Source organism: Gemella sp. (assembly GCF_057272915.1).
Map to the genome: position 1 here is coordinate 36,961 of NZ_DBHIUF010000005.1, position 18,725 is coordinate 55,685.

Consider the following 18,725-nt stretch of genomic DNA (forward strand, 5'->3'; position numbering starts at 1 on the left):
AAAGATATTTTACGCAAATATATGATTAAAAAACGTACATTTAAATAAAAAAAGGAGCTTAAAGTATGAAAGTTGCGGTGATTATGGGTTCGAAATCGGATTATACGACGATGGAAGAAACTTGTAAGTTGTTAGAAGAATTCGAAATTCCTTTTGATAAAAAAGTAGTAAGTGCACATAGGACACCAGATTTATTAGTTGAATTTTCAAAGAATGCAAGAAGTAATGGCTATTCTTTAATTATAGCTGCGGCAGGAGGGGCAGCACATCTTCCGGGTATGGTTGCTTCTATGACGACATTACCAGTCATTGGTGTTCCGATTAAATCGAGTGTTCTTAGTGGAGTTGACTCATTGTATTCAATAGTTCAGATGCCTGCAGGTGTTCCGGTCTTAACTATGGCAATAGGTGTAGCAGGTGCAAAAAATGCGGCTATTAGTGCTTTGTCAATACTAGGAATCACTAATAAAAAGTATGCTGATAAATACGAACAATTCAAAAAAGAACAAGAAAGAATAGTATTGGAAGAGATGAAACTATGATTAAGACAATTTTACCAGGAAAAACTATTGGAATAATCGGTGGCGGTCAACTAGGAAGAATGCTTGCTATGAGTGCCAAGGAGATGGGTTATAAAATTGCTGTTCTAGATCCTAGCGACAGCTGTTGCGCTAAAATATTTAGCGATGTTTTTATTCAAGCAGAGTTTAATGATTTCGCAAGTGTAGAAAAGTTATGCTCGCTTAGTGATGTCATTACTTTTGAATTTGAGAATATTGATGCCGCTTCTTTAGAAAAGTTAGAGAAAAAGTATAACATTGTTCAAAGTGCGGAAGTATTAAGAACTACGCAGCATAGATATTATGAAAAAGAATTTGCTAGAAAACTAGAGATACCAACAGTAGACTATATATATGTTGAAGAAGATACAAATGTGGAAATAACAAAACCTTATTTAATGAAAACTGTACGTTTTGGTTATGATGGAAAAGGTCAGAAAATGATAAATTCTAGTGAAGAAGTAGAACCGCATACGTTATTAGAAGAATTCGTTAAACTTGATAAAGAAATCTCGGTAGTTGCGGTTAAAGATAAAGATGAGGTAAATATTGTCGCAGTAGTAGAAAATGAACATAGAAATAATATCTTATATCGTTCGAAAGTTCCTACTACAGCAACTAAAGAACAAGAAGCTCTTGCGATTGAGTATACTAAAAGAATCCTTAGCAATTTTGACTATTATGGGGTACTTACAGTTGAGTTCTTTATAAGTGAAGGTAAGGTGATTTTTAATGAAATAGCACCACGAGTTCACAATTCAGGGCATATAACGATGCAGAGTGCAACTAAGAGTCAATTTAGAGCTCATATTGAAGCTATTTGTGGCTTAAAAGTAGGTAAGATAGAGAATAAAGAAACAACACTTTATAATATACTTGGTCAAGATTTAGAGTATTTTATAGATGTGTATAAAAATAATGGTGGGTACTTACATTTATATGAAAAAGAACCACGCCAAGATAGAAAAATAGGACATATTAATTTTTACGGTGATGTAATTTTAGGAGGAGAACATGACTAATAAACGAATTTTTGTAAAGAAACGCAATGGATATAATAAAGAAGAATTACAACTAAGAGATAACTTGAACTTAGAGTTTAATCTAGGTCTTGACTCTGTGGAGTTGTATGTAATTTATGATGTCTTTAATATTGATGAAGAAACTTATGAACTGGCTAAAACTTCTGTGTTTTCTGAGATTGTTGTTGATGAAGTATTTGAAGATATTGAGCTTAATGATGGGAAGTACTTTGCTTATGAAGTTCTACCTGCTCAATACGATCAAAGAGCTGACAGCGCAAAAGAAAGCATAAGATTGCTTAACTCAAAAAGTAAAGCAACTGTACGAAGTGGCAAGCTAGTTCTTTTTAATAAACAGTTAACAGATGAGCAACTAGAACTTGTAGAAAGCTACTTAGTAAATCCTATTGAAGCTCGTAAGAAAGATTTATCAATTCTTGACTTCACACTAGATTCTACTCCAAAACCACTAAAAGACTTAGCTGGATTTTTAGAGTTTGACAAAGATGCGTTACTTGGTCTTAAAAAAGAATTTTCTCTAGCGATGAATATTGAAGACTTAGTATTTATTCAAGATTATTTCAAAAAAGAAGGTCGTGTACCAACTGAGACTGAAATCTATGTGTTAGATTGTTATTGGAGTGACCATTGCAGACACACTACATTTGAAACTGTATTGGATGAAGTTAAAATTGAGTCAGAACTTTTCCAAAAAGAGATGCAAGATGCATTTGATTATTACTTAAATGTCCGTGATGAGCTTGATCGTAACGATAAACCTATCACGCTTATGGATATGGCTAGTATCATTGGTAAATACCATGTAAAAGTACTAAAAGATGAAAATATTGAAGTAAGTGAAGAAATTAATGCGTGTTCATTCTTTACTACTATAGAAAATAATGGTGAAAAAGAACGTTGGTTAATCCAATTCAAAAATGAAACTCACAATCACCCAAGTGAAATCGAGCCATTCGGGGGAGCGAGTACTTGTATAGGGGGAGCTATTAGAGACCCACTATCAGGACGTAGTTACGTATATCAAGCTATGCGTATTTCAGGAAGTGGTAATGTATTACAAAAACGTGAAGATACTCTAAAACACAAACTTCCTCAAGTGGATATAGCTAAAGGAACTGCACATGGTAACTCATCATATGGTAACCAGATTGGTCTTGCGACTACTTTTGTCCGTGAATTATATGACGATAGCTATGTAGCTAAACATATGGAAGTTGGTGCTGTAGTCGGAGCCGTTAAAGACGGAGATTATAAACGAGAAACTCTTGTCAATGGTGATATTGTTGTAATGATAGGTGGTAGAACTGGTCGTGATGGTATTCAAGGTGCGAGTGGTTCAAGTGTAGAACATACTAACGATTCATTAAATACAATGTCTAGCCAAGTTCAAAAAGGTAATGCGCCTGAAGAACGTAAGTTACAACGTTTATTTAGAAAACCAGAAGTTACAAGACTTGTTAAAAAATGTAATGACTTTGGAGCTGGTGGTGTTTGTGTAGCTATCGGTGAACTTTCTGATGGTATTGAAATTCATTTAGAAAAAGTTCTTACTAAATATCAAGGTCTTAATGCGACAGAACTTGCTACTAGTGAATCTCAAGAACGTATGGCAGTAGCGATAGATAAAAAAGATTATGAGACATTTATTCGTGAATGTGAAAAAGAAAATATTGAATACGCTCATGTTGCTACGATAACTAATAGACGTAGATTAGAAATGTATTATAACGATGAGAAAGTTGTTGATATGAGTGCTGATTTCTTAGAAACTAGTGGTGTTCGTCAAAGATCATCAGTTACGATGAAAGATAATACTGCCGCTAATCCATTCTTAAATAAAGAGGTAACTCGTGAAAACATCTTAAGCGAATTAGGTGAGTTAAATGTAACTTGTCAAAAAGGCCTAGCGCAAAAATTCGACTCATCTATTGGTGTAACTACAGTGCTTATGCCTTTTGCTGGGAAACATAAACTTACACCAGTTCAAGCGAGTGTTCAAGCTTTACCAACATTACATACAACAAGTGATACTGCGACAATCTTAACATATGGATTTATTCCGAAAATTTCGTACTACTCACCATTCCTTTCATCTATTTACGCGGTGTTAGAATCAGTAGCAAAAGTTTACGCAGTAGGTGGAAATAAAGACAGCTTATACTTCTCATTCCAAGAATACTTCGAAAAATTAGGAACTGATAGTACTAAATGGGGTAAAGTTACTCAAAGTTTATTAGGAAGTATTTATGCTCAAAAAGAAATAGGTAGACCAAGTATCGGAGGTAAGGATAGTATGTCGGGTACTTTCAATGACTTAAATGTAGTTGAGACATTAATTTCATTTGCTTGTACACCTGTAAAAATAACTGATGTAATTACTCCTGAACTGAAAAAAGTTGGCAATAGTTTATACTATGTTCCTGTAGAAAAAGATGAAAAAGGATACCCAGATATTAAGAAAACTTTAGAAAATTACGAACTTGTTCATAAATATATTAAAGAAGGTAAGATAGTATCTGCATATGTCCAAGAAGAAGGAAGTATTGCCGCTTCATTAGTGAAAATGTCACTAGGTAATGATCTTGGTTTTGAAGTTGAAAAAGAAAACATTCTTAACTTTGATCCAGCGTCTCTTGTAGTAGAAGCAACGGTAGAACTACCGTTTGAAAAATTAGGAAAAGTTAGTGAAAGAATTATAATTAATAACGAAGTGTTTATGCATAAAGATATTTACGAAGCGTATACAAAAACACTAAATAAAGTTTATCCATTGTATCAAAATGAAGATAAAGGTAATGTTGAAAATCTTCATACAGAATATAAAGAGAAAAAATATTATCCAGAATATGTAGAAGATGTAAAAGTAGTTATTCCAGTATTCCCTGGTACTAACTGTGAGTACGATAGTGAAAAAGCCTTCTTAGAAGCTGGAGCTACACCTATTACAGTAGTTATTAGAAATACTCGTGAAAATGATATTGAACAATCTATAGATGAATTCACTAAAGCTATAGAAGAATCTCATATAATTATGTTCCCTGGAGGATTCTCGAGTGGGGATGAACCGGATGGAAGTGCTAAATACATTGTAAACTTCTTAAAAAACGAAAAAGTTAAAGATGCGATTCATAAACACCTTGCTCAGAAAAAATTAATTTTAGGTGTATGTAATGGATTCCAAGCATTACTAAAATCAGGGCTATTACCATACGGTGAAGTTAGAGAGTTGGCAGAAGATGACCTAACACTATACAGGAATGATAGTTATGAACATATTTCAACTACAGCTTTTACTCGTGTAGCTAATACAAACTCACCTTGGTTACAAGATTTTAATATTGGAGATCAACATGAAGTAGTGTTCAGTCATGGTGAGGGTAAAGTAGTAGGACTTAATATTAACAAATTTAAACATCTTGTTGCTTTCCAATATAGTGATTTCGATGGGAATGCTACATTAAATGGTCGTTTCAATCCTAACGGTTCACTTCTAGCTACTGAAGGATTAATTAGTGAAGATGGACTTATCCTAGGGAAAATGGGACACAGCGAGAGATACGGAGCTACATTATATAAAACAAATACAATAAAAGTAAAACAAGATATATTCAAAAATGGAGTGAATTACTTCAAAGGGGGAAGAAAATAATGAAACTTTTATACGAAGGAAAAGCTAAACAACTGTTCGAATGTGAAAACAATGATGAAATATATGTACATTATAAAAATAGTGCTACTGCCTTTAACGGTGTAAAAAAAGAAGAGTTTGAAGGAAAAGGAGTATTCAATAATACAATTACTTCATTAATCTTTGAATACTTAGAAAAACAAGGTGTAAAAACACACTTTATTAGAAAAGTTAATGAAACAGACCAAATTTGTAAGCATGTTACTATTATTCCTTTAGAAGTAATTGTACGTAATATAGTAGCAGGTTCTATGGCGAAAAAATATGGACTTGAAGAGGGGAAAAAATTAAAAAAACCTGTCTTTGAGTTAAGTTATAAAAATGATGAACTAAACGACCCACTAATTAACAATGATCATGCAGTGGCATTAGAAATCGTTACAGAAGAAGAGTTAGAAAATATCAGAAATCAAGCTTTAAAAATCAATGAACTATTACAAAAATTGTACTTAGATGCAAACTTAGTACTTGTTGATTTTAAAATTGAATTTGGGAAAACTAAAGATGGTGAAATAATTCTTGCTGATGAGATTTCTCCAGATACATGCCGTCTTTGGGATAAAGATACAAATGAAAAATTAGATAAAGATAGATTTAGAAGAGATTTAGGTTCTGTAATGGAAGCTTATGAAGAAGTTTTAAGGAGATTAAAAAATGCGTAGTCTTAATGAAGAATGTGGAGTATTTGGTATTTGGGGACATCCTGAAGCAAGTAATGTGACGTACTTTGGGTTGCACAGTTTACAACATAGAGGTCAAGAAGGAGCAGGAATTGTTTCTAAAGATGGTACTAAATTACGAGGACATCGTGATCTTGGTTTAGTATCAGAAGTATTTCGTGATAAGGAAAAACTAGAAAGACTAGTTGGAGAAAGTGCTATTGGGCATGTTAGATATGCGACTAGTGGTAGCAATAGTATTCAAAACATTCAACCATTTCTATTTCATTTTTATGATATAAGTGTTGGTATTTGTCACAATGGTAACTTGATTAATGCTAAAACTCTAAAAAAAGAATTAGAACAGCAAGGTGCAATATTCCATTCTTCTTCAGATACTGAAGTACTTATTCATCTTATTAGAAGAAGTAAAAAAGAAACTTTTAAAGAACAGCTTAAAGAAAGTCTAAATATTATTAAAGGTGGATTTACATATCTAGTCTTAACTGAAAATACTCTTTACGGAGCAGTAGATCCAAATAGTTTTAGACCTTTAGCGATAGGTAAGATGAAAAATGGAGCGTACGTTGCAGCAAGTGAAACTTGTGCACTAGATGTAGTCGGTGCTGAGTTCGTGTGTAATGTAGGTGCAGGTGAGTTAGTTACTATTAATGATAAAGGTATAAGAATCGAGAAATATACAGAAGATACACAAGTAGCAATCGCTGCGATGGAATATGTGTATTTCGCTAGACCAGACTCTAATATAGCTGGTATTAATGTACATAGTGCTAGAAAAAGAACAGGGCGTACACTTGCTAAAGAACAACCTACACCAGACGCTGATATGGTAATTGGTGTACCTAACTCATCTTTATCAGCAGCTAGTGGTTATGCAGAAGAAAGTGGACTTCCATATGAAATGGGATTAATTAAAAATCAATATGTAGCTCGTACATTTATTCAACCTACTCAAGAACTTCGTGAACAAGGTGTAAGAATGAAACTGTCAGCGGTTAGAGGTGTAGTTCAAGGTAAGAGTATTGTCTTAGTCGATGATTCGATTGTTCGAGGAACTACTAGTAAAAGAATAGTTCAATTGCTAAAAGAAGCGGGAGCAAGAGAAGTACACGTAAGAATTGCTTGTCCACCACTTATGTTCCCAAGTTTTTATGGAATAGATATATCTACTACAGAAGAACTTATTTCAGCAAACAAAACAAATGAAGAAATATGTGAAATTATTGGAGCTGATTCACTAGGTTTCTTAAGTGAACAAGGATTGATAGATTCTATTGGTTTAAATTATGATGCTCCTTATACGGGATTATGTATGGAGTGTTATAACGGGGATTATTCAGCAGGTCTATATGACTATGAAGAAAGCTACGTTAATTCTATGACAGATATTCAAAAACAATTTCTAAAAGAGAGAGGTAGAATGTAATGAGTAAGAAGTATGAAGAAAGTGGTGTAAGTCTGCAAGCAGGTTATGAAAGTGTGGAACGTATTAAAAAACACGTAGCTCGTACTAAAAATCTTGGTATGATGTCAGCTATCGGTGGTTTTGGGGGAGCGTTTGACCTTAGTAGTTATAACTTTAAAAATCCAGTATTAGTTAGTGGTACTGATGGTGTCGGAACTAAATTAAAACTTGCATTCGAATTAGATATTCATAATACTATCGGTATCGATGTAGTAGCGATGTGTGCTAACGATATATTAGCTCAAGGTGCTATTCCGTTATTTTTCCTAGATTATCTAGCGGTAGGTAAAAACTACCCTGAACAAGTAGAAGCGATAGTTGAAGGTGTTGCCGAAGGTTGTGTCCAAGCAGGATGTGCGATAGTAGGTGGGGAGACTGCTGAGATGGCAGGATTTTATGAAGACGGTGAATACGATATTGCTGGATTCTGCGTAGGTGCTCAAGAAAAAGAACTATTATTAAGTACAGAAAATACAAAAGCAGGTCAAGTTGTGATAGGTCTTCCGTCAAGTGGAGTACATTCTAATGGATTCTCTTTAGTAAGAAAAATTTTAAAAGATAATAATATTGGTTTAAACGAAGAATTTAACGGAAGTACAGTAGGAAAAACTTTATTAACACCTACTAAAATCTATGTAAAAGAAGTACTAAAAGTACTAGATGAGGTAAGAGTAGCAGGGATAGCTCATATTACTGGGGGAGGTTTCCATGAGAATTTACCTCGTGCTCTAAAAGATGGACTAGGTATGAAGATTGATAAAGGTTCATATGTAGTACCAGAAATATTTAAGTACCTACAAGAAAAAGGTAAGATTGATGAGGAAGAAATGTATCATATCTTTAATATGGGTGTAGGTATGGCATTAATAGTAAACAAGGAAGACGTAGATAAAACTTTATCATTAATTGATAATGCGTTTGTCCTTGGTGAAGTAACAGATGAAAGTGGAATAAAAATTGTATGAAGAAAGTAGCGATATTTGCATCAGGAACAGGAAGTAATTTCGAAAAAATTGCTGATGATGAAAGATTAAAAGACAAAATTTCAATTGAGCTATTAGTGTGCGATAGAAAAGATGCAGCGGTTATTAGAAAAGCACATGATAGAAATATTAAAGTATTCATATTCTCTTCGAAAGATTTTGAGTCGAAAGAAGCATATGAAAGTGTAATATTAGAGAAAGTTAAAGATTTAGACTATATATTTTTAGCAGGATATATGAGAATCATTTCACCGTATTTCTTAGAAAAATATAAAAAGACAATTCTTAATTTACATCCGTCTTTATTACCAAAATTTAAAGGAAAAGATGCTATCGAACAAGCGTTCAATGCAGGTGAGAAAGAGATAGGAATTAGTATCCATTATGTAAATGAAGAACTTGATGGTGGAGAAGTAATCGCTCAAAGATCATTTGAAGTTTTAGAAGATGATACTATAGAAACTGTTACTGAAAAAGTACATAAACTAGAACATAAATTATATCCAGAAGTAATATTAAAGTTAGTTGAGGAGGCACTATGACTAAAAGAGCATTAATAAGTGTAAGTGATAAAACGAATATTGTAGAATTTGCAAAAGGTTTAGAAAAATATGGTTTCGAAGTAATTAGTACAGGTGGAACTTATACGCATTTGAAAAATAATGGTGTGAGCTGTATTAGTATCGAAGATGTTACACATTTTCCAGAAATTTTAGAAGGTCGTGTAAAAACTTTGCACCCTAAAATTCATGGTGGATTACTTTCAAAACGTGGAAACGAACTTCATAATAAACATGTAGCTGAAAATAATATCGAGTATATCGATTTAGTTTGTGTAAACTTATATCCTTTTGAAGCTACTGTAAAAAAAGAAGGGGTTAGTGAAGAGGAAATTATCGAAAATATTGATATCGGTGGTCCTAGCATGCTTAGAAGTGCTGCTAAAAACTTCAACGATGTAGCAGTAGTTACTGATATCAATGACTATGAAAAAGTTCTAGAAGAGCTTGAGCAAGGTGGCATAACGTATGAAACACGTCGTGCTTTAGCTATAAAAGTATTCAATACTACTGCAAGTTACGATGCTGCTATCGCCAATTACTTTAATAAAAAAGATAAACTTGTACCTGAAAGATTAACATTATCTTATAAACTTCAAGATAGTCTTCGTTACGGGGAAAACCCTCATCAAAAAGCTTACCACTACGTACAAGATAATAATGAAAGCTATGCTTTGCAAAATGCTGTTCAACTGCACGGTAAGGAAATGTCATACAATAATATCCAAGATGCTTCTGCAGCTTTAGATATTCTTTCAGAGTTTGATGAAACTACATGTGTTGCTGTTAAGCACATGAATCCATGTGGAGTAGCGACGGGAAATTCTGTGTTTGAAGCATATAGTCGAGCTTATGAAGCGGATCTTGTGTCTATTTTTGGCGGAATCGTTGCAGTAAATGGAAAAGTAGATAAAGAAACTGCTGAAAAAATGCACAGTATCTTTTTAGAAATTATACTAGCAACAGATTATGATGAAGAAGCATTAGAGATACTGACTAAAAAGAAAAATCTACGTATTTACAAACTATCAGAAAAAAATAATAATCATGAACAACAAATTAAAAGTGTTCGTGGTGGAATCTTAGTACAAGATTTTAATGATAAACTTGCTGATGAATATGAAAGTGTAACTGAGAAAAAAGTTGATGAAAGTCAACAAAGAGATATTGAGTTTGGCTTAAAAGTGGTAAAACACGTTAAATCAAACGCAATAGTAGTAGTAAAAGATGGGCAAACTTTAGGAATTGGTGCTGGGCAGATGAATAGAGTAGGTTCATGTAAAATAGCTTTAGAACAAGCAGGGGAAAAAGCAAGAGGTGCAGTGCTAGCTTCTGATGCATTCTTCCCGATGAGAGATAATGCTGATATTGCGGCTGATTACGGTATTGCTGCGATAGTGCAACCAGGTGGATCTATACGAGATCAAGAAAGCATAGATGCATGTAATGAGAAAGGTGTGGCAATGGTCTTCAGTAAAATACGCCACTTTAAACACTAATATGGCTAAAGTATTAGTAGTAGGAAGTGGTGGTAGAGAGCACGCTATCGCTTATAAATTCCATAAAGAAGGTCACGAAGTACATATGGCAGGAATCAATCCTGCAGTTGAAGAATTTGGAGTATGTGTAGCATTAACAGAAGACCAAATACCAAACTACGCAAAAACAAATGATATCGACCTTGTTTTCGTTGGACCTGAAGTGCCATTAGTAAATGGGTTAGTAGATGAACTGCAAAAAGTAGGTGTTCGTGCCTTTGGACCATCTAAACTTGCGGCACAACTAGAAGGAAGTAAAGTATTCTCAAAAATGATGATGAGAAAATACAATATCCCTACAGCAAAATATGAAAGTTTTAATGATTATGAACAGGCAAAAGAGTACTTAAGTAAACAAAAAGCACCTATTGTCCTTAAAGCAGATGGCTTAGCTGCGGGTAAAGGTGTAATTATAGCGAATACTCTAGAAGAAGCACAAGCTGAACTTAAAGAAATGATGTGTAATGCTAAATTCAATAAAGCTGGATCTAGCGTCGTTATTGAAGAATTTCTTCAAGGTGAAGAATTTTCGTTAATGTGTTTCGTCTCTGATAGAAAAGTTTATCCAATGGAAATTGCACAAGATCATAAACGTGCATTTGATAATGATGAAGGTTTAAATACTGGAGGTATGGGAGCATATCTACCACTTAAGAAAATCACTCAAGAAGATATTGATGAAGGTGTTAGAAATGTAGTTCAACCTATGGTTGATGCAATGAGTGATGAAGGAATGCCATTTTACGGAATATTATATGCCGGTCTTATGAAATGTCAAGACGGAGTAAAAACTATTGAATTTAACGTTCGTTTTGGTGATCCAGAAAGTGAGATATTACTTCTGTCATTAGAGAGTGATTTGTACGAAATAGCAAATAATATTATCGATGGTAGAGAAGTAAAATTATCATGGAGCAAAGATGCTTTTATCGGTGTTGTAATGGCAGCGAAAGGATATCCGGAGCACAGTGAAAAAGGGGCTGTAATACATGGCTTAGATAAAGTGTCTACACCAGTATTCCATATGGGGACTAAGCGTGTGGATGATGATATAGTAATTAATGGTGGTCGTGTATTATTAGTCTGTGCACAAGGAAAGAGCTTGCAAGAAGCATATAAAAAAGTGTATAATGAGATAGTAAAAATAGAATGTGAAGAACTATTTTACAGAAAAGACATCGGTCACTTGTCTTTATAGTATTTTGATATAAACCGATTGAAAAATATAACATCAGGAGATTATTGCAATGATTGAAAGATATAGTAGAGAAGAAATGCGAAATATCTTTAGCGATGAAAATCGTTTTAAAGCATATTTAGAAGTAGAACTTTATGCAACAGAAGCTTGGAGTACATTAGGGGTTGTACCAAAAGAAGATGTTGAGAAATTATTCGCTAATGCAAAATTTGACCTACCAGGAATTTTAGAATTAGAAAAAGAAACAAAACATGATATCGTAGCTTTCACTCGTAATGTTTCAAGTTATCTAGGTGATGAGAAAAAATGGGTGCACTATGGATTAACATCTACTGATGTTGTTGATACTGCTTATGGATATTTATATAAACAAGCTAACGATATACTTTATAGAGATTTACTAAACTTCCAAGAAGTATTAAAAGAAAAAGCACTTCAATATAAATTTACACCTTGTATCGGACGTACTCACGGAGTGCATGCTGATATCAGCAGTTTCGGATTAAAATTTGCACTTTATTATGATGAATTTAATCGTCATATCAAACGTTTCAACGAAGTTAGAAAAATTATCGAAGTAGGGAAAATCTCTGGAGCAGTAGGTACATTCTCAAATACACCACCAGAAGTTCAAGACTATGTTTGTGCAAAATTAGGAATTGAATCAAGTAATATTTCTACACAAACTTTACAGCGTGATAGACACGCAGATTACTATGCAACTTTAGCGTTAATCGCAAGTTCAATCGAAAAAATCGGAGTAGAGATTCGTCACTTACAACGTACAGAAGTAAGAGAAGCAGAAGAATTCTTCTCGAAAAATCAAAAAGGGTCAAGTGCAATGCCTCACAAACGTAATCCAATCTCAAGTGAAAACATGGCAGGATGTGCTAGAATTATGCGTGGATATATGTTTGCAGCTTACGAAAATATTCCATTATGGCATGAGCGTGATATTTCTCACTCAAGTGCAGAAAGAATATTAAGTAATGATGCAACAACATTATTAGACTATATGTTAAACAGATTTACTAATGTTGTGAAAAATCTAACAGTATTTACAGATAACATGATTAAAAATATTTATGCTACTAATGGTGTAATCTTCGCTCAAAGAACTATGAGTAATCTTATTGAAAAATACTCATTCTCACGTGAAGAGGCGTATGATTTAGTGCAACCATTAGCGATGAAATCATGGTTCGAAGGTATTTCATTTAGAGAACTTCTAGAAGAAAACGAAACTATAAAAAATACAGTGTCTAAAGAAGTATTAGATAGCTGTTTTGATCTAAATGTACACCTTGTAAATATTGACAAAATATACAAACGTATTCCAGGATTGGAAGATTAAAATAATAAAATAAAGTCCAAAGAAAAGAGGTAGATTAAATGAAGTCAGACTTTCAAATTTCAAACGAATGTGAAAAGAAACATATTGCTGAAGTAGCAGGTAAATTAGGGATAAAAGAAGAAGATTTAATATTATACGGAAATCACAAAGCAAAAATCCAAACAAAAAATATTAAAAAAGATATTAACGAAGATGCAAAACTAGTATTAGTTACATCTATTAACCCAACATCAAGTGGTGAAGGGAAAAGTACTGTAACTATTGGTTTATCTGATGGGTTAAATAGAATCGGGAAAAAATCTTGTGTAGCGCTACGTGAACCATCTTTAGGTCCTGTATTAGGAAGAAAAGGTGGAGCAGCTGGTGGAGGATATGCTCAAGTTGTACCTATGGAAGACATTAACCTTCACTTTACTGGAGATATGCACGCTATTACTACGGCTCACAATGCAATCGCAGTGTTAGTAAATAACCACGTATTCCAAGGAAACGAATTAGAAATAGATAAAATCGTCTTTAACCGTGTTATGGACATGAACGCTCGTGATTTACGCCATGTTAAAGTAAATGCAGGAACAGACTTAGAACGTCTTGACGGATTCGATATTACTGTAGCTAGTGAAGTAATGGCTATTCTATGTCTGTCAGAGGGTATTGCTGATCTTAAAGAAAAATTAAGCAATATTCTTGTAGCTTACAATAAAAAAGGTGAACCAGTTTACCTAAAAGATTTGAAAATTGAAGGTGTAATAACTTCATTATTAAAAGATGCAATTAAACCGAATATTGTTCAAACATTAGAAAACAACCCAGCAATTATTCACGGTGGACCATTCGCAAATATTGCACACGGATGTAACTCAATCTTAGCTACAAAAACAGCTTTAAAATTTGCTGATTACGTAATTACAGAAGCAGGATTCGGAGCTGACCTAGGAGCTGAGAAATTCTTAAACATTAAATGTCGTAAAGCTGGTCTTAAACCAAAGGCTGCTGTAGTAGTAGCTACAGTTAAAGCATTAAAACTACACGGAGACATTGAAGAAAAAGATCTAAAAGAAGAAAACTTAGAAGCATTAGCTAAAGGTGTTCAAAACTTAGAAAAACACATCGAAAACTTACGTAAATTCAATTTACCGATAGTGGTAGCTCTAAATGTCTTTGTTACTGATACAGAAAAAGAATTAGCATTCTTAGAAAATTGGGCAAAAGAACAAGGTGTAGAATTCTCTCGTACAGAAGTATGGGAAAAAGGTGGTCTTGGTGGAGTAGACCTAGCAGAAAAAGTAGTAAAAGCTGTAGAAGGAAATGACAAAGAACTACAATTATTATACAAAGATGAAGCTTCAATTACTGAAAAAATCGAAACAGTATGTCGTGAGATTTATGGAGCAGATGGAGTTAACTTCTCTGATGAAGTTAAAGCTGAAATCGAAAGAATCGAAAGACTTGGATTCAAGCATCTACCAGTATGTATGGCAAAAACTCCAGCTTCATTAACAGATAATGCGAAAATTAAAGGTCGTCCTACAGGATTTAACATTACTATCAATGATGTTAAACTACGTAGTGGTGCTGGATTCGTAGTAGCTTATGCGAATAAAGTACTAACAATGCCAGGACTTCCAAAAGTACCAAGTGCATTAAATATCGATATCGATGAAGAAACAGAAACAATAGTTGGAATCTTCTAATATAAAATATACGACAGATTAAAATAAAGAGTTAGATAAAAGTTCGAGGTAAGGGAAATCCCTATCTCGAACTTTTTTTAGTATACAACCAATATCTAATAAATTTAGCGGTGGTAATTCATTAAAATCGATTTTTTCGAAATTACGATTTTTGAATTACTCCCTTTTTTCTTGTTTTTTAATGTATTTTTTGTGAAAATTCAAGCTAGATTTAGTTCTTGTATGTATAAGTAACTAATGTAATTATAAAAATAAGAAAATGGATAGTAAATTTACGGTTATTTAGGGTATAATATAATAGAAGAAATGTATTTATAAATCGTGATATACTGGCTATAACATAGATTTATTATTATAAACGATTAAAAATTATGTATAATGTTTGGAGGGAAATATAAATGATAAGAAAAGAAAGAACTTATGGTTTTTTCAGAAAGACTAAGAAATATGGATTAGTAGGTTGCATAAGTTTTTGCGGAATATTAGCATACGGTGCAATGGATAATAGTCAAATAATAAGTAAAGAAGCTCATGCCGCAGTTGTAAAAGGTGGAGCTGATATTGTGGATGCAGATGTCCATAATAAAGAAACTAGCGGTGTTGCTATGACGTATACTAGTTTTGACAGCAATGGATCAAAACAGGTTGCTTCAGGTAGTGGAGTATTTGTCGCACCGAATGTTATGGTGACAGTTGCTCACAATTATTTAGATAAAGACAAAGCTTCTGGTTCAGGTTATGTTCGTGGAGGTAATAGTGCTCAAAGCTATGTTGTTATGAACTCTGATACGGAAAAACGTAACAATGCACCAGCGAATGGAACTAGCGATATCATACCAAAAGGAAATATTTATTACTATAATCAAAAAGAATTTGCTAAATCTTACGAAAATGATTTAGCAGCTGTAGTTACAGAACGTCCTGTAGAGGCGATGACAAACGGTGAAGATAAACCACGTGAAATTGGTGTCGCTAGTCAAGGTGATAATATTACTTTAATAGGTTATCCAAATGATTTCTCTTCGAAAAGATTGTCAGAAGCAACGAAAGCAAGATTAAAAGATGGTAAAATGTATAAAATCTCTGGTACATTATCAAGTCTAAATACAACTACTGGTGACGGTACTTATAATACGAGTGCTTTAGGTGGATTCTCAGGAGGTCCAATTTTTAATGATAAAGGCGAAGTTGTAGGTATTCATCAACATGGTACAAATACGGATGCAGGAACTGATGCTGAGCAGCATGGTGGAGGTTTATTTTTCACCGATAAACATAGATCTTGGATAAATAAAATGATAGAAGAACATGGTATCAAAGGTTGGTTTGTTAGTGGTAATGATAAATATTATTATGATGACAACCATAGGGCGTTAGTAAGTACAGAGCGTGAAATAGATGGTGCTAGATATTCATTTGATAGCAATGGTCGTGGAAGATTACTATCAGGTACAGAAAAAGGTAAAGTAGTACTTAGAATTAAGAATGAAGCTGGAGAAAAGTTAGTAGAAAGAGTCGTCGCGCAAGGTGACGTAGGCTCTGCGGTTAATTACGACTTTAAACAAGATAAGGAAAATAAAGAACTATTTGGCAAAAATCCTAACGCTACAATTGTATCTATTGATGGAGAGGCGATCAATAAGAAGTTTAATGAAAATTGGTCTAAAGATTTTGTAAGTAAATTATCATTAGGAAATACATATATTGATGCTGTTATTAAAGGAGACAACTTCGTTAGAACACAACCTGGGCAAGTCGATACATCTGGTAATGTTACACTTCCTAAACCAAGCGATGAGGTGAAGAATGCACCGAATGGACTTCGTAATTTTGATGCAACAGCGATTATAGTAACACCTGATGGTACAGGTTCTGGTACACTAATTGAAAAAGATTTATTACTTACGGTCGCTCATAATTTCTTGAAGTTTGAGAATGGTAAGGTGACGGAAAAAGCTACTGATAATAATGATAAGAAATATTACGCAGTACTTCCAAATGGTAAAAAGGTATTCTTTACAGACTCTGATATTCATTATTGGAAAAAAGATGATTCAGTTGTTGGATTTACGCATGATCTTGCTTTAGTTAAGTTTAAAGAGGTTGTGGATAATGTTACGCCTGCTGCTGTAAAAAAAGATGTTTCTGTTGTAAATAGTGGTGATAAAGTGTCAGTTTATGGTTTTCCTGATGGTAAATTAAAGCCAGTTATCGACACTAAGGTTACCGATGTAGTAGACCGAGGTGCTGGTTTGACTGGAATTGGATATACGGGTACTAAACCAGGTGCATCAGGTGGTGGACTTTATAATGATAAGGGTGAAATTATCGGAGTACATCAAAATGGAGTTGTTGGGGAAAGAAGTGGTGGATTAGTCTTTTCTAAAGAACAACTCGATTGGGTAAAATCTTATATTGATGGGAATCCGAAAGAACCTGTATATAGAAAGGAAGAAAATGTAGACTACAGCGATGTTGCTGAGTTCGAGTTAAAGGATTTAAAAGATGATTCTAAATTAAAACAATGGTTTAGCGACAGAGTAAAAAAAATAGGAACTGAAGATAAAATAAGATTATCTGTTGATGGAAATATATTATTTGAGAAAAAAATAGATACCGCTACTAAAGAAGATTTTGAGATAAAAACAGGATTATATAAAATTGAATCAATAGTTGAAAAAGAAAAAAACATTCCTTTCAGTACAAAATATGTAGCAGATAAAGAATTAAACAAAGGGGAAAGGTCTGTAATTAAAAAGGGTATTGACGGAGTAATTAAAACGACTTATATCAAGGATGAAGATGGGAATTTAACATTAGATAAAGAAACTAAAGAACCAGCTGTTGATGAGGTAGTTAATGTAGGGGTTAAGTCTACAGAAAATACAAAGGAAATTCTGTCAAAAACAGTATATGTCGCAGATAAAGAAAAAGCAAGAGGATTATCTAACGAGCGTATAGAAGGTTCTAATGGTTATGAAAAAGAAATTATAAGATATACACTTAATGAAAAAGATGGAACAATAAGTGAAACTGTAGAAAAAACAGAAAAGAAAGCAACTGATACAATAATAAAAGTTCCCGCGAAGGATAAAGTAGAAGTTACAGAAATACCAAGTCCAATAAGATACGAAAAAGATAGTACGAGAGAAAAAGGACAAAAAAATATTACTATTCCTGGAGAAAAAGGAACAAGAAAAGTAACGACAACGTACGAAGTAAATCCAAAAACAGGAGAAGTAACAGAACGAACAGGAACGCCAGAGGTGAAAGAAGCAACTGAGACAGTAGTAAAAGTTGCGGTGAAAGATAAGGTAGAAGTTACAGAAACACTAAGTCCGGTAAGATACGAAAAAGATAGTACGAGAGAAAAAGGACAAAAAAATATTACTATTCCTGGAGAAAAAGGAACAAGAAAAGTAACGACAACGTACGAAGTAAATCCAAAAACAGGAGAAGTAACAGAACGAACAGGAACGCCAGAGGTGAAAGAAGCAACTGAGACAGTAGTAAAAGTTGCGGTGAAAGATAAGGTAGAAGTTACAGAAATACAAAGTCCGGTAAGATACGAAAAAGATAGTACGCGAGAAAAAGGACAAAAAAATATTACTATTCTTGGACAAAAAGGAACAAGAAAAGTAACGACAACATACGAAGTAAATCCAAAAACAGGAGAAGTAACAGAACGAGTAGGAAATCCGGAAGTAACAGACGCAACAGAGACAGTAGTGAAAGTTGCGGCGAAGGATAAGGTAGAAGTAGTTCAAAGAGAAAATGGGAAAAAGGTAAAAGTAACAACTATATATACCGTTGATGTAAAAACAGGAAACATAACACAAACAGAAAGAGAAGAAGAAATCTCTAGTGAGGTTATAACATCAAAATCAGATGAAAAAGTCCCAACTGTAGAAGAATTGAAACCATTCGAAGGTGGAGTGAATCCTTCAGAATCAGTAGTGACA

At 33.6% G+C, this 18,725-nt stretch carries 12 protein-coding genes; all 12 read left to right on the forward strand.

Features of this window, described 5'->3' with window-relative positions:
• Nucleotides 1-65 precede the first annotated feature (65 nt).
• The gene (gene purE / locus ACO6OL_RS03320; RefSeq protein ID WP_485502126.1) at nucleotides 66-542 is read left to right on the forward strand and encodes a 5-(carboxyamino)imidazole ribonucleotide mutase; all 477 of its coding nucleotides are present in this window, start codon (nucleotides 66-68) and stop codon (nucleotides 540-542) included.
• Nucleotides 539-1,582, forward strand: a complete 1,044-nt coding sequence (locus ACO6OL_RS03325; protein ID WP_485502127.1) for a 5-(carboxyamino)imidazole ribonucleotide synthase — start codon at nucleotides 539-541, stop codon at nucleotides 1,580-1,582. Before purE ends, ACO6OL_RS03325 begins: the two co-directional genes overlap by 4 nt.
• Entirely contained in the window at nucleotides 1,575-5,252 is a 3,678-nt protein-coding gene (locus ACO6OL_RS03330) for a phosphoribosylformylglycinamidine synthase (protein WP_485502128.1), read from the forward strand. Before ACO6OL_RS03325 ends, ACO6OL_RS03330 begins: the two co-directional genes overlap by 8 nt.
• Nucleotides 5,252-5,953, forward strand: a complete 702-nt coding sequence (gene purC / locus ACO6OL_RS03335) for a phosphoribosylaminoimidazolesuccinocarboxamide synthase (RefSeq protein WP_060914745.1) — start codon at nucleotides 5,252-5,254, stop codon at nucleotides 5,951-5,953. Before ACO6OL_RS03330 ends, purC begins: the two co-directional genes overlap by 1 nt.
• Entirely contained in the window at nucleotides 5,946-7,397 is a 1,452-nt protein-coding gene (gene purF, locus ACO6OL_RS03340; protein ID WP_485502129.1) for an amidophosphoribosyltransferase, read from the forward strand. Before purC ends, purF begins: the two co-directional genes overlap by 8 nt.
• Nucleotides 7,397-8,401, forward strand: coding sequence for a phosphoribosylformylglycinamidine cyclo-ligase (gene purM, locus ACO6OL_RS03345; protein WP_485502130.1), 1,005 nt, complete (start codon nucleotides 7,397-7,399; stop codon nucleotides 8,399-8,401). The genes purF and purM overlap by 1 nt, the downstream gene beginning before the upstream one ends.
• Nucleotides 8,398-8,961, forward strand: coding sequence for a phosphoribosylglycinamide formyltransferase (purN, locus tag ACO6OL_RS03350; RefSeq protein ID WP_485502131.1), 564 nt, complete (start codon nucleotides 8,398-8,400; stop codon nucleotides 8,959-8,961). Before purM ends, purN begins: the two co-directional genes overlap by 4 nt.
• A complete protein-coding gene (purH, locus tag ACO6OL_RS03355; protein WP_485502132.1) occupies nucleotides 8,958-10,478 on the forward strand; it encodes a bifunctional phosphoribosylaminoimidazolecarboxamide formyltransferase/IMP cyclohydrolase in 1,521 nt (506 codons plus the stop codon). The genes purN and purH overlap by 4 nt, the downstream gene beginning before the upstream one ends.
• A gap of 1 nt (nucleotide 10,479) precedes the next feature.
• Nucleotides 10,480-11,715, forward strand: a complete 1,236-nt coding sequence (purD, locus tag ACO6OL_RS03360) for a phosphoribosylamine--glycine ligase (RefSeq protein WP_485502168.1) — start codon at nucleotides 10,480-10,482, stop codon at nucleotides 11,713-11,715.
• Between the two features lie 49 nt (nucleotides 11,716-11,764).
• Nucleotides 11,765-13,069, forward strand: a complete 1,305-nt coding sequence (purB, locus tag ACO6OL_RS03365; RefSeq protein WP_485502133.1) for an adenylosuccinate lyase — start codon at nucleotides 11,765-11,767, stop codon at nucleotides 13,067-13,069.
• Nucleotides 13,070-13,107: 38 nt separating this feature from the next.
• On the forward strand, nucleotides 13,108-14,763 hold the full coding sequence (locus tag ACO6OL_RS03370; protein WP_485502134.1) for a formate--tetrahydrofolate ligase: 1,656 nt from the start codon (nucleotides 13,108-13,110) through the stop codon (nucleotides 14,761-14,763).
• Between the two features lie 398 nt (nucleotides 14,764-15,161).
• Nucleotides 15,162-18,725: trypsin-like peptidase domain-containing protein (locus tag ACO6OL_RS03375; protein WP_485502135.1), on the forward strand; the 3,564-nt coding region annotated here is incomplete at its 3' end.

What these genes read in the sequence shown, in the direction of transcription:
- purE (WP_485502126.1), top strand. Translation starts at nt 66, where the DNA reads ATGAAAGTTGCGGTGATTATGGGTTCGAAATCGGATTATACGACGATG.
- ACO6OL_RS03325 (WP_485502127.1), top strand. Translation starts at nt 539, where the DNA reads ATGATTAAGACAATTTTACCAGGAAAAACTATTGGAATAATCGGTGGC.
- ACO6OL_RS03330 (WP_485502128.1), top strand. Translation starts at nt 1,575, where the DNA reads ATGACTAATAAACGAATTTTTGTAAAGAAACGCAATGGATATAATAAA.
- purC (WP_060914745.1), top strand. Translation starts at nt 5,252, where the DNA reads ATGAAACTTTTATACGAAGGAAAAGCTAAACAACTGTTCGAATGTGAA.
- purF (WP_485502129.1), top strand. Translation starts at nt 5,946, where the DNA reads ATGCGTAGTCTTAATGAAGAATGTGGAGTATTTGGTATTTGGGGACAT.
- purM (WP_485502130.1), top strand. Translation starts at nt 7,397, where the DNA reads ATGAGTAAGAAGTATGAAGAAAGTGGTGTAAGTCTGCAAGCAGGTTAT.
- purN (WP_485502131.1), top strand. Translation starts at nt 8,398, where the DNA reads ATGAAGAAAGTAGCGATATTTGCATCAGGAACAGGAAGTAATTTCGAA.
- purH (WP_485502132.1), top strand. Translation starts at nt 8,958, where the DNA reads ATGACTAAAAGAGCATTAATAAGTGTAAGTGATAAAACGAATATTGTA.
- purD (WP_485502168.1), top strand. Translation starts at nt 10,480, where the DNA reads ATGGCTAAAGTATTAGTAGTAGGAAGTGGTGGTAGAGAGCACGCTATC.
- purB (WP_485502133.1), top strand. Translation starts at nt 11,765, where the DNA reads ATGATTGAAAGATATAGTAGAGAAGAAATGCGAAATATCTTTAGCGAT.
- ACO6OL_RS03370 (WP_485502134.1), top strand. Translation starts at nt 13,108, where the DNA reads ATGAAGTCAGACTTTCAAATTTCAAACGAATGTGAAAAGAAACATATT.